General features: G+C 71.9%; 11 protein-coding genes. 2 read left to right on the top strand and 9 right to left on the bottom strand.

Translation table 11 applies throughout. The features are described 5' to 3' along the window. Positions 1-3: 3 nt before the first annotated feature. The 3 genes from E2B92_RS17855 to E2B92_RS17845 form a co-directional block, all read right to left on the bottom strand. Positions 4-1,605 carry a solute symporter family protein gene (locus E2B92_RS17855; protein ID WP_126887610.1) on the bottom strand — a complete coding sequence of 534 codons (1,602 nt, stop codon included), beginning with the start codon at positions 1,603-1,605 and terminating at the stop codon, positions 4-6. Beyond that, a complete protein-coding gene (locus tag E2B92_RS17850; RefSeq protein WP_126887611.1) occupies positions 1,602-2,102 on the bottom strand; it encodes a DUF485 domain-containing protein in 501 nt (166 codons plus the stop codon). Before E2B92_RS17850 ends, E2B92_RS17855 begins: the two co-directional genes overlap by 4 nt. 173 nt (positions 2,103-2,275) lie before the next feature. Beyond that, positions 2,276-4,393 (bottom strand): DNA gyrase/topoisomerase IV subunit B, encoded by a 2,118-nt coding sequence (locus tag E2B92_RS17845; RefSeq protein ID WP_126887612.1) that lies wholly within the window; start codon positions 4,391-4,393, stop codon positions 2,276-2,278. A gap of 441 nt (positions 4,394-4,834) precedes the next feature. Between E2B92_RS17845 and E2B92_RS17840 the strand changes: the two genes are divergently transcribed. Next, positions 4,835-5,062 (top strand): DUF7455 domain-containing protein, encoded by a 228-nt coding sequence (locus tag E2B92_RS17840; RefSeq protein WP_073755413.1) that lies wholly within the window; start codon positions 4,835-4,837, stop codon positions 5,060-5,062. A gap of 468 nt (positions 5,063-5,530) precedes the next feature. On the opposite strand, the gene E2B92_RS17835 is transcribed toward E2B92_RS17840, so the two are convergent. Together E2B92_RS17835 and E2B92_RS17830 are read right to left on the bottom strand one after the other, a co-directional pair. After that, a complete protein-coding gene (locus tag E2B92_RS17835; protein WP_126887613.1) occupies positions 5,531-6,349 on the bottom strand; it encodes a serine protease in 819 nt (272 codons plus the stop codon). A gap of 205 nt (positions 6,350-6,554) precedes the next feature. Beyond that, positions 6,555-8,108, bottom strand: coding sequence for an RNA polymerase sigma factor (locus E2B92_RS17830; RefSeq protein WP_126887614.1), 1,554 nt, complete (start codon positions 8,106-8,108; stop codon positions 6,555-6,557). Here E2B92_RS17830 and E2B92_RS32995 point away from each other — a divergent pair. Further along, entirely contained in the window at positions 8,041-8,208 is a 168-nt protein-coding gene (locus E2B92_RS32995) for a hypothetical protein (RefSeq protein ID WP_179166852.1), read from the top strand. The two genes, E2B92_RS17830 and E2B92_RS32995, sit on opposite strands and share 68 nt — an antisense overlap. 760 nt (positions 8,209-8,968) lie before the next feature. Here the strand turns inward: E2B92_RS32995 and E2B92_RS17825 are convergent. From E2B92_RS17825 to E2B92_RS17810, 4 genes are all read right to left on the bottom strand, one after another. After that, a complete protein-coding gene (locus E2B92_RS17825; RefSeq protein ID WP_126887615.1) occupies positions 8,969-9,856 on the bottom strand; it encodes a FadR/GntR family transcriptional regulator in 888 nt (295 codons plus the stop codon). Positions 9,857-10,016: 160 nt separating this feature from the next. Beyond that, a complete protein-coding gene (locus E2B92_RS17820) occupies positions 10,017-12,017 on the bottom strand; it encodes an ATP-binding cassette domain-containing protein (RefSeq protein WP_133087598.1) in 2,001 nt (666 codons plus the stop codon). A 108-nt stretch (positions 12,018-12,125) separates the two neighbouring features. Beyond that, entirely contained in the window at positions 12,126-12,896 is a 771-nt protein-coding gene (locus tag E2B92_RS17815; protein ID WP_126887727.1) for an NUDIX hydrolase, read from the bottom strand. Positions 12,897-13,014: 118 nt separating this feature from the next. Further along, a complete protein-coding gene (locus tag E2B92_RS17810) occupies positions 13,015-14,961 on the bottom strand; it encodes a glycogen debranching N-terminal domain-containing protein (RefSeq protein WP_399432203.1) in 1,947 nt (648 codons plus the stop codon). Positions 14,962-14,990 lie beyond the last annotated feature (29 nt).

Genomic DNA, 14,990 nt, shown 5'->3' with positions numbered 1-14,990 from the left:
CGCCTACACCGCACCCGCGCCCGTGAGGGCACGTACCTCCGTCTCGGCGTGCCTGGCCTCGTCCGGGGCCTCCGGCGAGGTGACGGTGCCGAGCCAGCCGGCGAGGAAGCCCAGCGGGATGGAGACCACGCCGGGGTTCTGGAGCGGGAAGACCTGGAAGTCCACGCCGGGGAAGAGCGCGTCGGGGCTGCCGGAGACGACCGGTGAGAGAGCCACCAGCAGCACGGCGGGGACGAGCCCTCCGTACACCGACCAGACCGCCCCGCGCGTGGTGAAGTTCCGCCAGAACAGCGAGTACAGCAGCACGGGCAGGTTCGCCGAGGCGGCCACCGCGAACGCCAGGCCGACCAGGAAGGCGACGTTCAGGTCCCGGGCGAGCAGGCCGAGGCCGATGGCGACCGCGCCGATGCCGACGGCCGCGACACGCGCCACCGCCACCTCCCCGTACCGCTGCGGACGCTTCCTGTGCGGCCGTCTCAGCGAGGCGTACAGGTCGTGGGCGACCGAGGCCGACGAGGCCAGGGTGATGCCCGTGACGACGGCGAGGATCGTCGCGAAGGCCACCGCGGCGACCACCGCGAACAGCACCGCCCCTCCGGTCGAACCCGCTCCCCCGCCCAGGTCGAGGGCGAGCAGGGGCACCGCCGTGTTGCCGGCGGCGTTCGACTCCCGGACCTCCTCGGTACCGACGATCGCGGCCGCGCCGAAGCCCAGGACGATCGTCATCAGGTAGAAACCGCCGATGAGGCCGATGGCCCAGACGACCGAGCGGCGGGCGGCCGGCGCGGTCGGCACGGTGTAGAAGCGGGACAGGATGTGCGGCAGTCCGGCGGTGCCCAGGACCAGCGCCAGACCGAGGCTGATGAAGTCCAGGCGCGAGATCCAGTCCCCGCCGTACTTGAGACCGGGCGAGAGGAAGGCCAGGCCGTGACCGCTGCGCTCCGCCGCCGTGGTCAGCAGGTGGCCGATGTCGCCGTGGAACCGCATCAGCACCAGCACGGTGAGCGCCAGCGCCCCCGCCATCAGCAGCACGGCCTTGACGATCTGGATCCAGGTGGTGGCCCGCATCCCTCCCAACGACACATAGATCACCATCAGTGCACCCACGCCGATCACGGTCCACGAGCGCGCGGCTTCGCTCGTCCCGCCCAGCAGCAGCGCGACGAGGCTGCCGGCCCCCACCATCTGCGCCACCAGATAGAGAACGGACACGGTGACCGAGGAAGTTCCCGACGCGATCCGCACCGGCCGCTCCCGCATGCGCGCCGCGATCACGTCGGCGAGCGTGAACCGTCCGCAGTTGCGTACGAGTTCGGCGACGAGGAGCAGCACGACGAGCCAGGCCACCAGGAACCCGACGGAGTACAGCATCCCGTCATAGCCGAAGAGGGCGATCAGGCCGGAGATGCCCAGGAAGGACGCGGCGGACATGTAGTCGCCGGCGAGGGCGAAGCCGTTCTCCATGGGCGAGAACAGCCGCCCTCCGGCGTAGAACTCCTCCGCCGATCCGCGCCGGTGCCGGCTCACCCAGGTCGTGATCGCCAGGGTGCCCGCGACGAAGGCGCTGAACAGCAGGAGGGCCAGTACCTGGTGGTCGCCGGTCAACGCTGGACCGCCCCTCGCACCGGTTCCTGCCCTCTTTCCCGGTCGAACACGGCCCACCGCAGGTCGAGCGCGGCACGGTCGCGGTGAAGCCGGGCATGGCGGGCGTACGCCCAGGTCAGCAGGAACGTGGTGAGGAACTGGCCGAGCCCCGCGACCATGGCCACGTTCACCGCCCCGGCCACCGGGCGGGCCATCAGCTCCGGGGCCGTGGTCGCCGCCACGACGTAGGCGAGGTACCAGGTGAGGAAGGCCAGGACGGCGGGCCAGACGAAGCGCCGGTAACGGCCGCGCACCTCCTGGAAGGCGGCGCTGCGCTGCACCTCCAGGTAGATGTCGGCCGCACCGCGCGGCCGCTCCTGAGGCGGCCCGGTGGGGCCGGGCACGGCTGCCGCCCGGGCCGGCGCGCCCTCCGCCTCGCACCAGCCGGAGGCCGGCGCGTCATACCAAGGGTCATCGATCCGCGCCGTCGCGGGATCGTGTCCTTCCCTGTTCTCCACCGATCAACTCTCCTTGTCGGCGAACCGTTTCGGCCGCGTGCACAAGGATGGGCAGACCGGGAAGATCCCGGACTCTTCTCTCCGTGGTCTTCACCCCATCAGGTGACCTTGACGACCGATGCCCCGGCTCCGCCACACTGGGGAGCCGGGGCATCAGGAGTGCCCGGGACGGGTCAGGCGTCGATGCGGGAGCGGTCGAGGGTCGCGGCGGAGCTGGTGATGAACTCCTTGCGCGGCGCCACGTCGTTGCCCATGAGCAGGTCGAAGACCTGCTCCGCCGACTCCAGGTCGCCGATGTTGATCCGGCGCAGGGTGCGGTGCCGGGGGTCCATCGTGGTTTCCGCGAGCTGGTCGGCGTCCATCTCACCGAGGCCCTTGTAACGCTGGATGGAGTCCTTGTACCGGACACCCTTGCGCTGGAACTCCAGCAGCGTCTGCCGCAGCTCGTTGTCCGAGTACGTGTACACGTACTTGTCCTGGCCCTTCTTGGGCTGGATCAGCTCGATGCGGTGCAGCGGCGGTACGGCGGCGAAGACGCGGCCCGCCTCGACCATCGGCCGCATGTAGCGCTGGAACAGCGTCAGCAGCAGGCAGCGGATGTGGGCGCCGTCGACATCGGCGTCCACCAGCAGGACGATCTTGCCGTACCGGGCGGCGTCGATGTCGAAGGTCCGGCCGGAGCCCGCCCCTATGACCTGGATGATCGCGCCGCACTCGGCGTTCTTGAGCATGTCCGAGACGGACGACTTCTGCACGTTGAGGATCTTTCCTCGGATCGGCAGCAGCGCCTGGAACTCACTGTTCCGGGCGAGCTTGGCCGTACCCAGCGCGGAGTCACCCTCGACGATGAAGAGCTCGCTGCGCTCCACGTCGTCGCTGCGGCAGTCGGCCAGCTTCGCCGGCAGCGAAGAGGACTCCAGCGCGGTCTTGCGGCGCTGCGCCTCCTTGTGCTGACGGGCGGCGATCCGGGTACGCGCGGCGGCGACGGCCTTCTCCAGCACCGCGCGGGCCTGGGCCTTGGCGTCCCGCTTGGTGGAGGTCAGGAACGCCTTCAGCTCCTTGGCGACCACATTGGCGACGATCCGGTTGGCCGCCGACGTGCCGAGGACCTCCTTGGTCTGGCCCTCGAACTGCGGCTCGGCGAGCCGGACGGTCACCACGGCGGTGAGGCCCTCCAGGGCGTCGTCCTTGACGATGTCGTCCTCGGCGACGCGCAGCAGCTTCGCGGAGCGCAGCACCTCGTTCACGGTCCTGGTGATCGCGCGCTCGAAGCCGGTCACATGGGTGCCGCCCTTGGGCGTGGCGATGATGTTCACGAACGACTTGATCGTGGAGTCGTACCCCGTCCCCCAGCGCAGGGCCACGTCCACGCCGAGCTCACGGGTGACCTCGGTGGGCGTCATGTGGCCGCGCTCGTCCAGGACGGGCACCGTCTCCTTGAACGTGCCCTGGCCGGTCAGCCGCAGCACGTCGCAGACGGCCTTGTCCTGCGCCAGGTACTCGCAGAACTCGCTGATGCCGCCGTCGAACCGGAACGTCTCCTCGCTCTTGCCCTGGCCCTCGAGGTCGCGCTCGTCGCGGACCACGATGGTCAGGCCCGGCACCAGGAAGGCGGTCTGGCGGGCGCGCTGGTGCAGGGTCTCCAGGGAGAGCTTGGCGTCCTTGAGGAAGATCTGGCGGTCCGCCCAGTACCGCACGCGGGTGCCGGTGCGGGTCTTCGGCACGCGCTTGGTCTTGCGCAGCCCGTTGGCGGGGTCGAACGGGGCGTCGGGGCCCGACTCGGTGAAGATCCCCGGGACGCCGCGGCGGAAGCTGATGGCGTGCGTGGAGCTGCTGCGGTCGACCTCGACGTCCAGCCGGGCCGACAGCGCGTTCACCACGGAGGCGCCCACACCGTGCAGACCGCCGGAGGCGGCGTACGAACCGCCACCGAACTTGCCGCCGGCGTGCAGCTTGGTCATGACGACCTCGACGCCGGAAAGGCCCGTCTTCGGCTCGACGTCGACCGGGATGCCGCGGCCGTTGTCCCTGACCTCCACCGAGCCGTCGTCGTGGAGGATGACCTCGATGTGGTCGCAGTACCCGCCCAGGGCCTCGTCGACGGAGTTGTCGATGATCTCCCACAGGCAGTGCATCAGGCCCCGGCTGTCGGTGGACCCAATGTACATGCCGGGCCGCTTGCGAACCGCCTCGAGCCCCTCAAGGACGAGCAGGTGCCGCGCGGTGTAGTTGGAACCGTCACGGTCTGCGGTCAGCAGCGCACTGGACGGCACGGACGTCTCGGCGGTCACGCGGTTCGCTCCTCGCTGAATTTGGAAAGTGGCCTGTGGGGGTAGAGCCACGCTTCTGTCACCGGGTCAGAGCGTACAGAGGCCTGGTAGAGCCGTTGTCACGCCACCCATGTGAAAACTCATGCTAGTCCAGAGTCGCAAGGGTGTTCGATCCCTCGATGGGGTGACGTGGACATCACGTTCCCTTCCAGGCATGAACCATTTAGGCTCCGGGCACGTCCTCATGAACAACCGGCAACCAGCCGGGAGGGCTGCACGAGACTGAACGAGACAAGCAACGCGAAACCCGTAGAGCACAGCAATACGGCTCATTCGCCGCCAACCGGCAGCAGACAGCCTCCCTGGAAAAACTTTCAGGGAAAAGCCACGAGCGGGAACGTTTTCGGCCTGGTTGGATGTTGACCCTGGTACGACAGCTCGTCGAGCTAGAGAAGAGGCGACGTGACTACTGTTCTGACCCCCGCGAGCCCGCTGACGGCCGCCGACCGCTGCGACCGCTGTGGCGCCCAGGCATATCTGCGCGTCGTGCTGACCAGCGGTGGTGAACTGCTCTTCTGTGCCCACCACGGGCGCAAGTTCGAGCCGGAACTCAAGAAGATCGCCGCGGAAATACAGGATGAGACGGACCGGCTCACCACCGTGCCGAACGCAGTCGAAGAGGACCGCTGACACTCGCATCCACGACGAGCCAGGGACCGGTCCAGGACCGGCCGACGGGCGACCGCCCCCTCCACACCAGGGGGCGGTCGCCCGTTCTCATCACATGTCTTCGGGGGCGCTGGCGGTGCCGCGTGCGGGCGCCTCGTGAGGGCGTTCACCGAATGGTGCCGCGCGGGCGCGTCAGCCGCGCTGTACGGGCGGGAGCGCTCATGCGGAGCGGAGAGCCGTTACGGGTGCCGCCGACGCCTCACGGGCGCCGAGCTGTGACGTGATGGGCCCCACCCGACGTCAACCGCTCCTGGACCGGTCCGGCCTCCACAGGGGTCCCCCGCCGCTTTCTTGTGATGGCCGCAGGCCACCCACTGGCCCCTTGGGCTCCCCGCCGCTTCCTGACGGTGGCCGCAGGCCATCCACCGGCCCCCGGGCTCTCCCGCCGCTTCCTGACGGTGGCCACGGGCCGGCGACCGCGCGTCGCGGTCAGAACCTCGGCAGGACGGCCGAGATCCGTGTGTACACCCCCGGGCTGCCCGGCTCACCGCAGCCGCTGCCCCACGAGACCAGCCCGATCAGGCGCCCGCGCGCCACCAGCGGTCCCCCGCTGTCGCCCTGGCAGGCGTCCCTGCCGCCCTCCGGGTCCCCCGCGCACAGCATCGTGGCGGCCATGTACCCCCCGCCGCCCTGCGCCGGGTAGGCCCGCGCGCACACCTCGTCCGGCAGCACCCGTACGTTCGCCGAGCGCAGCCCGTACGCGTAGGATCCCCCGCCCGTCGTGTCGCCCCAGCCGTACACCGCGGCGCTCGTCCCGGGACGGTAGGCGGGATCGCCCCGCCGGGCGGCCTTGATGACGTACGTAGGCGGCAGCGCGCTCGCCAGCGTGAGCACGGCCAGGTCCCCGGACTGCGTGTCGGCGTCGTACGTGGGGCTGATCCACGCCCCGGTCACCGCGATCTCCTGCCCGCCCGCCTCGCGCAGCTCCGTGCGGCCGGCGATGACCTTGAGGTCGGTCAGCTCCTTGGCGTCGGTACCCAGCACCGTCGGCCCCAGGCAGTGCGCGGCGGTCACCACCTTGGTGGGCGCGACGACGACACCGCCGCAGAACTGCCCCGCGCGCGTACCCCCGAACCGGTCACGGCTGGAGAGGGCGACGGCCCAGGGACTGTCGGAGGCGCGCACCGGCTGTCCTCCGACGACGACGCTGTCCGCGGTCGCGGGCGCGGGCGTACTGAGTGGCAGGACCGCCGTGGCCACGATGGCGGCAACGGCCGCGGTCCGCTTCCGGCTGATGGGACGACGCATGCGGTCTCCTGACTCTCCGGTGAACCAGCTTCACCCAGAGTCGACCAGCGCGGCGCGCCCCGCACCCCAGCGGCACGGACACGCCAGAGGGCCCGGCGCTGGTGGTGGGTGCCCCGGAAGGCCCGCCACCGGTCGCGGGTACGCCGGAGGGCCCGGCTCCCCTCCGGGAACCGGGCCCTCCGTCTCGTACGAGACCTCGGACGGCTCAGTCGAGGTAGTCGCGCAGCACCTGGGAACGCGACGGGTGGCGCAGCTTCGACATGGTCTTGGACTCGATCTGGCGGATGCGCTCACGGGTCACGCCGTAGACCTTGCCGATCTCGTCCAGCGTCTTGGGCTGGCCGTCGGTCAGGCCGAAGCGCATGGAGACCACGCCGGCCTCACGCTCGGAGAGCGTGTCGAGCACCGAGTGGAGCTGCTCCTGGAGGAGCGTGAAGCTGACCGCGTCGGCCGGGACCACGGCCTCGGAGTCCTCGATCAGGTCACCGAACTCGCTGTCGCCGTCCTCGCCGAGCGGGGTGTGCAGCGAGATGGGCTCGCGGCCGTACTTCTGGACCTCGATGACCTTCTCCGGGGTCATGTCGAGCTCCTTGGCCAGCTCCTCCGGGGTGGGCTCGCGGCCCAGGTCCTGGAGCATCTGGCGCTGCACGCGCGCGAGCTTGTTGATGACCTCGACCATGTGCACCGGGATGCGGATGGTGCGGGCCTGGTCGGCCATGGCGCGGGTGATCGCCTGACGGATCCACCAGGTGGCGTACGTGGAGAACTTGTAGCCCTTGGTGTAGTCGAACTTCTCGACCGCGCGGATCAGACCCAGGTTGCCCTCCTGGATCAGGTCCAGGAAGAGCATGCCGCGGCCGGTGTACCGCTTGGCCAGGGAGACCACGAGGCGGAGGTTGGCCTCCAGCAGGTGGTTCTTGGCGCGGCGGCCGTCCTCGGCGATGATCTCCAGCTCACGCTTGAGCTTGGGGGCCAGCTTGTCGGAGTTCGCCAGCTTGTCCTCGGCGAACAGGCCGGCCTCGATGCGCTTGGCGAGCTCGACCTCCTGCTCGGCGTTGAGGAGGGGGACCTTGCCGATCTGCTTCAGGTAGTCCTTGACCGGGTCGGCCGTGGCACCGGCGACGGCGACCTGCTGCGCGGGCGCGTCGTCCTCGTCCTCGTCCGAGAGCACGAAGCCCTTGTTCTCGCCCTCGGCCTCCTCGTCCTCGCCCTTGCCGGGCGCGACGTCCTCGAGCAGCTCCTCGCCCTCGAGGACCTCGTCGGCGTCCTTCTTTGCCGTGGTCTTCTTGGCGGTGGTCTTCTTTGCGGCGGTCTTCTTCACCGCCGCCGTCTTCTTCGCGGCGGTCTTCTTGGCGGCCGCCTTCTTGGCGGGGGTACCGGCCTCGTCGGCCGGGGCGTCCGCGCTCTGGGCCGCCGGAGCCGCGGCGGCGGCCGCGACGGGCTTCGTCACGGTCGTCTTGGCGGTGACGGTCTTGGTGGCGGTGCGCTTTGCCGGGCTCTTCGCTGCGACGCTCTTGCGGGTGCGCTTCGGCGACTCCGCTGCACTGACCATCAGCGTCACACCCTCTTCCTCGAGGATCTGATTGAGGCTGCGCAGAACATTCTTCCACTGGGTTGGCGGAATCTGGTCAGCCTCGAAGGCCCGACGCACGTCATCGCCGGCGATCTGCCCATCAGCCTTTCCCCGCTCGATGAGCGCCATCACAGACTCGGACTCGGCGATCTCCGGCGGGAGCGTACGGGATGTGCTGGCCGACACGAACAACCTCTCGGAACGATGGAAACGGCTTCCGGCCCCGCCCATGATCGGGCCGGAGCCGACGACCGTCGGCTGGGGATGTGCCGACGACGCGGGCTGAACCTCGGAGGTGGACAGCGCCATGAACGGCGGCTGTATTCCCTCCTCGGCTGTCACCTCTTAGGTCATCGCAGGGCTTCGAGGAGCGTTACGCCCAATTCGCGTGGCCCGAGTCACACCCCGTATGCATCCAAATACCCCCAGACCCGGAGGTCACCCCCCATCGGGCCACCGAATCCCTTCTGTTTCCGCCATGGGTACGGGCTGTCGCCGGGCGAGCGGCCGTCCGGCCGCCTGTGACGGGCGGGCTGTCTGTGGCTCGTGTGACGGGTGGGGCTGTCTGCGGCTCGTGCGACGGACGGGCCGTCTGTGGCGCCTGTGGTGCATGGGTGGTGTGTGGCGCCTGTGGGGTGCGGACCGTCTGGGGCGCGTAGGAGTTTGCGGCGTCCGTGGGGCGTGAGCCATGTGAGGTGGGGCTCTTGTGGCGCAGGCCCCGGGTGGTGCGGGCCGCCTTTGGCGGGCCGGCCGGCTGTGGCGCGTGGGCCCCGGTGCGGGGCTCCTGCGGAGGTGGCCTCCGGTGCTCGGACCCTTTGTCCGGCGGGCCCGACGCAGTGGGCGCGTTATCGAGCGCGGTTCCCGGAGGTGCCCGCACGGTCGGCCGGGGCGTTCGGCTTGCGCCGCTTCGTGGGGCGGGGCGGGGCGCGCCGGGCCCCCCGGGGGTGACCCCTGGGGCCCGGCGACACACGCCGTACGCGAAGGCGACGTGGTGCTTCATGCGCCGGACGGCCTGCCGCTGCGGGCCGGCTCGATGCCGGCCGGGCTCAGTGCTCGCGGGGGGCGGGAACGACCCGCTCCACCTCCGGCTGCACCGTCAGCAGTTGGCGCATGGCCGCCTCGGCGGCCGGGCCGTCGCCGGCGGCCAGGGCGTCGACGATGCGCGCGTGGTGGGCGAGACAGGGCTCGCTGGGGCGGTCACAGCTAATGGCGGGAGCGCCGGAAACCTGGAGGGCGGCGGAGACGATGCCGGAGAGGTGCTCGAGCATCCGGTTGCCGGCGAGCTGGATCAGCAGGTTGTGGAACTCCGCGTCGGCGCGGGAGAAGGTGATCGCGTCACCCTGCGCGAAAGCGTGGCCCATGATCTCGACCATGTCGCCGAGCCGCTGCTGGACGTCCTCACGGCCGTGCCCGGCGGCGAGGCGCGCCGCCAGGGGCTCGATCGTCCACCGCAGCTCGCTCAGCTCCCGGCGCTGGTCCTCGCGCTGCGGGCCGAAGGCGCGCCACTCGATGATGTCGGGGTCGAGCAGGTTCCAGTCGCTGACCGGGCGGACGCGGGTGCCGACGTTCGGGCGGGCGCTGACCAGCCCCTTGGCCTCGAGGACGCGCAGGGACTCGCGCACGACGGTGCGGGAGACCTCGAAGCGCTGGCCGATCTCCTCGGGTACGAGCGGCCGGTCGGCACCCAGGTCGCCGGAGACGATCATCTGGCCGAGCTGCTGGACGAGTTGGCCGTGCAGTCCGCGGCCGCGGCTTCCGGCGGTCCGCCGGCCCACCCGGCCCAGCTCCGTGTCGGCGCCCTCCCAGGCGGGAGGCCCGACGCGGTCGGCGACGGGGGCCTCCGCAAAGGGGTAGCGGTCCAGTCCGCCCGGGGCCGCGAGGCCGGTCTCCACGGGGCGGGCGGCGGTCATCATGGTGTGCGCAAGGGTACTCACGCATCCTTTGTCGGCGCGGTCTCCACGACCCTTGAGGTCTTTGGTGAAAAGCACACGAAAGGGTGATCGGCGCTCGCTCTTCAATTGACGCCTTATCGGAAGGAACCGGGCAATTTCCTAGGGAGTTGTGACCGTTTGGAGCGCTTTGGTCACCGCTCGGTCACCAACGGGCCCTGCGCCGCAGCCCGGTGAACAGATAAGCGCACGCGAGGGTCGTGAGTGACAGGACCAGCGCCGTACCCACGGGTTGAGCGACCAGCCGCGCCCCGGCGAGGAGCCAGCGATCGATCTCGTACGGCCACTGCGTCCAGGCGAGTTCGCGCAACCTGGCGGGGAGCCCCGCGATCGAACGCACGGACGCGCCTGCGAGTGTCCTCTCCACGAGCTGTACGAGCGGGGTGATGACGACCGGCACGGCGAGTACGGCCGCGACACCCGCGGCGGTGGCCCGGAACAACCCCGCCGCCAGAAGTCCGGCCCAGGCGCAGCCCACCGAGAGGCCGGCCCAACTCGCACAGAGCGCCGGCCAGTTTCCCGGTACGGGGATCACGTCACCGCCGTACACCAGGCGCAGCGCACCGAAGTCGGCCAGGGCGACGAGGAGTGCGAGCAGCAGGGCGGTGGCCGCCGTGACGGTGACCTTGGCGAGGAGCAGGCCGAGGCGGCGCGGGACGGTGCCGCGGCCGGAGGAGAGGACGGGGTGGCGGTACTCGTCCCCGAAGGACAGCGCGCCCAGCAGACCGGCGCCCAGGGCGGCGGGCGGCAGCGGGAGCAGCCCCGGCCAGGCGGCCAGCACGGTGGGCAGGGGCGTGCCGCCGAACCGCGCCAGGAACACGGCGAGAAAGGTGGACGCGACGAGGACGGCGGCGGCGGTCAGGTACGTCACGGGCACGCCGAGGAGTCGGCGCAGTTCGTACCGGAAGGGGCGCAGGGGGCTGCGCACGGGCCTGGGGGCGAGCGGGGGCGGGAGCAGGCCCGTGTCCGGCTGGGGGCGCGCTGCCGGGACGGGTGTGGGGGCGGGGGGCTCGGCTTGTTCGAGGGTCGCCCCGGTGGCGACCGCTCCGGCGGGGAGGGGCGAGGCCGAAGGCACCGGTTGCGGCTCGGGCAGGGAGAGTCTCAGGTGCTCGGGAGCGCCTGCTGTGGGGGTGGAGACGGTTCCGGTGGCGCTGGTGGTGGCTGCGGGTCCGGGCGGCGTGGCCGGGTCGGGGCAGGACGCGGGGGCGGAAGCCTGGGTGGGGGCCGGGATGTGAGGGGCCTGGGCGGAGGCTGCGGCGGGGGTGGGGACCGGGCCCGTGTCGCCGGTTTCGTGGGCGAGTTGGTGGAGGAGGACACCGTGGCGGAAGGCGGTCTCCCCGATCTCCGCGCAGTCGCTGCCGTACACGCACAGCCGGTTGCCCTCCTCGGCGACCACTTCGACGGAGCGCTGCGCCGCCCGTGCCTCGCGGCTGACGACCGCGGCGAGGCGGGCCGCGTGCGGGGTGCGGACGGCGACGCGGGGGCGCAGCCGGGTTCGGGCGAAGGCGGCGGCCTCCTGGTCGGCGACCAGCCGCCCCTGGTCGATGGTGACGACGTGGTCCGCCGTGCGGGCGGCCTCCTTGGGGTCGGCGGTGGTGTAGAGCACGGTGCCGCCGTGGGCGGCGTGGGCCCGCAGCAGGTTGAACAGCCAGTGGTTCTCGCGGGGCGACAGTCCGGCGGCCGGTTCGTCGAGGAGGAGGGTGTGCGGGTCGCCCAACAGGGCGGCGGCGAGAGCCAGTCGGCGCTCCATACCGAGGGAGAGGGTGCCGAGCCGCTGCTCGCGCAGACCGGCGAGGCCGACGATGTCGAGCATGTCGTCGGCGCGGGAGGCGGGTACGCCGGCGGCCGCGCAGAGCATCCGGAGCTGGCCCCGGCAGGTCCGTGCGGGGTGGCCCGGTACGTCGCCGAGGAGCACGCCGACCTCGCGGGCGGGGTGGGCGATGCGGTGCAGGGGGCGGCCGCGGAAGTAGGTGACGCCGCGGCCGGGTTCGAGTTCGAGCATCATGCGCAGGGCGGTGCTCTTGCCGGAGCCGGTGGCGCCGAGCAGTGCGGTGACACCGCCGGGCCGGGCCTCGAAGGTCAGATCGTCCACGGCGGGCGGACGGTTGCGGCGGGGGGTGCTGGTCAGTCCGATTGCCTGGAGCATCGCTTCTCCCGCGGTAGAGGAACCGCTCGGCGGCAGGGCGGGTACCGCAGCAAGATAACGCTACATTTCGGACTTTTTGCGCAGGATTGAGGAATGGTGCCGGAGGTGTCAGACCTCCGGACGCAGCATCGGCGGGTTCAACAGGGTCGCTCCTCCGGCTCTGAAGAGCTGGGCGGGCCGGCCGCCCTGACGAGTCGTGGTGCCCCCGGAGGGCACCAAGAACCCTGGCGTACCGGTCACCTTGCGGTGGAAGTTGCGCGGGTCGAGGGCCACCCCCCACACCGCCTCGTAGACCCGGCGCAGCTCGCCGACGGTGAATTCGGGCGGGCAGAAGGCCGTGGCCAGTGACGAGTACTCAATCTTCGAGCGGGCGCGCTCCACCCCGTCGGCCAGGATGCGCGCGTGGTCGAAGGCGAGCGGCGCCGGCTGCTCGCCCTCCCGGTCCGAAACGCCCTCCTGGCTGAGCAGCTCCTCGACGGGTGCCCAGCGGGCGCTGTTGGCGTCACCGCCCGCCCGAGGCGCGGGGAGATCCGGTGCGAGCACCAGGTGGGCGACGCTGACGACTCGCATGCGGGGGTCGCGCTTGGGGTCTCCGTACGTGGCGAGCTGCTCGAGGTGGGCGCCGTTGCCGGCTTCCGGGAGCGGCGTGCCCGGATCGTGCGCGCACAGGCCCGTCTCCTCGACCAGCTCGCGTGCGGCGGCCGCACCGAGGTCCTCGTCGGGCCGTACGAACCCGCCGGGCAGCGCCCAGCGTCCCTGGAACGGCGGTTCTCCACGCCGTACGACCAGTGCGCACAGCGCATGACGGCGAACCGTGAGCACCACCAGGTCGACGGTCACGGCGAAGGGCGGAAAGGCCGATGGGTCGTAGGGGGACATGCGGCGATCATAGTCGTCTTCCTGACGATAAACACGTCCCCCGGTGTCCCCGGTGGTCACTTCTCCCTCCCCCGTCACGGTCGGCGTGCCTTCGCGACACGGCCGGGCCCGCACCGGGTCACACTCCCAGTTGCAGACCGGCGGCTGCCTCCTCCACCATGCCCAGCCCCAGCCGGCTGACCCGCACCGCGAACGGCGCCCCCGCGACGCACAGCCCGGACAGCCGGAGCGCGCCCAGGGGGGCACCGGGCATGGGGTGCAGGGCGACCGTGCCCGCCGGAGCGTCGGGGCGGATTCCGGCCACGGTGGTGAGTATCTGGATGCCGGCGGCCGAGGCGATGGCGGCAGGGCGGCACGCGGCGGGGTGCGGCACCGGAACGCTGTCGCTCGTGCGCTGGTCGCCCGCGTACATCTCGGGCAGCCGGTACGCGAAGGACTCGGCCGCGTCGAGCAGGCCGCGCAGCAGGGACGTCGCCTCCTTGTCGTAGCCGGCCGCGGCCAGGCCGCTGACGGCGACGGCCGTCTCATGGACCCGTACCGCCCCGGAACGGTGACCGAAGGGGTTGTAGGCCGGCTCCTTGGCTCCGAGGCCGCGCAACCCCCATCCGGTGTCCAGGGCGGGGCTCCCGAGCAGTCTGGCGAGCTGCTCGGTCTGCACCTTGTCGAGCAGCCCCTCGGCGAAGCCGCCGCCGAGGAGACCGGTGTCGAGCAGGTGGGCTGCGCCGCCTCCCAGGTGGGGCAGCGGCCGGCCCTCGGGTGTACGCGCGGCGGCGGGGCGCCCGCCCGTGCGGTCGTCGAGCCAGAACTCCTCCCGGAACCGGTGGCGCAGGTGGTGCGCCCAGTCCCGCCAGTCGTCCGCGCCGGGACGGCCGCAGGCCTCCAGGAGGTCGGCACCGAGCAGGGCGGCCCGGTGGGCGTGCGCCTGCGTCTCGGCGCGCTGGAGCCGGACCGGTCCCGGCTCGCACAGCAGGCCGCTCTCGTCGGCGGTGGCGCGCAGCCACTGCAGGCATCGCTCGGCCGCCGGGAGCAACTGTGCGACGTCCTGCTCCGGGAGGCCCCAGCGCCGGGCCTCGGCCAGCACGACGGGGAAGGCCAGGGTCGCCTCTGTGCCGGTGCAGCTCGGCGGCAGGTGGGGGCCGGTGTCGCGGAGCGGCCCGGGGATACGTCCCGCTCCGGGGCCGGGGCCGGTGAGCTGGGCACGGGCGAGGGTGCGCAGGGTGGTGGCGGCGAGCTGGGTGCCGAGTGGCAGGACCATGCGGGCGGCCCACAGGGCCTCCGCCGGGGCGGGGCCGCAGCGCCACGGCACGCCCGCGGCCAGGTGGAGGTCGGCCGGGTGGTCCGGATCGCGCACGAGAAGGGCACGCAGGTCACCGAGGCCGGCTTGGAGAAGCTTCTCCGCGCGGGGATCGTCGCCCTCGGCGCGGGCCTCGGGGACGCTGTGGCCGCCCGTGCGGGCGCCCACGGGCCGCGGCGCGGTGCGGGTGGAGCGCAGCCGGACGTCGATGGTGATGGTGCGGGCACGGCCGGGCTGAAGCTCCAGCTCCCAGCACAGCAGTCCGGACGAGGCGAGCGTGTCCTTGGGAGGCGGTTCCACGCTGACGGTCGCACAGGCACCGTCGGAGGCCGACCAGCGGAGCCCCGAGCCGTGGACCGTCGGGCGCAGTTCCGGACAGGGCCGTCCGGAGGCGACGGCGCCCAGCTCCGCGAGGTCGGTGCCGAGGGCGATCTCGACGGGGAGCCGCAGGGGGCGGCCCACTGCGCTGCGGAAGGTGATCCGTTCGGTGCCGTCCGCGTCCCTGGACCGTTCCACCACCACACCCGGATCGGGCCCGAGGTCCGCGGCGGTGCGGACCACGGCGGCGAACCTGGCCCGGTCGGCGGAGAGCATCCGGCCCTGCACCACGACCGGGTCCCGGCCGGCCACGCGCAGGTGGCAGCGGGAGAGGACGCGGCGGCCGGACTGGTAGACGCCTTCGAGGCCCTGACCGGTGAGCTGGCCGTGCGGTGCCGAGACGGTGAAGGAGGGCAGGGCGACGCAGACGAGGGCGTCGTGCACGGGCGGCAGCTCACCGGGGGGCCGCCCGGGGCCCGGGC

Origin of the sequence: Streptomyces sp. WAC05374, from assembly GCF_004353505.1 — a bacterium.
In the GTDB taxonomy this organism is placed as follows: domain Bacteria; phylum Actinomycetota; class Actinomycetes; order Streptomycetales; family Streptomycetaceae; genus Streptomyces.
This window is presented reverse-complemented; position numbering and strand designations above follow the sequence as displayed.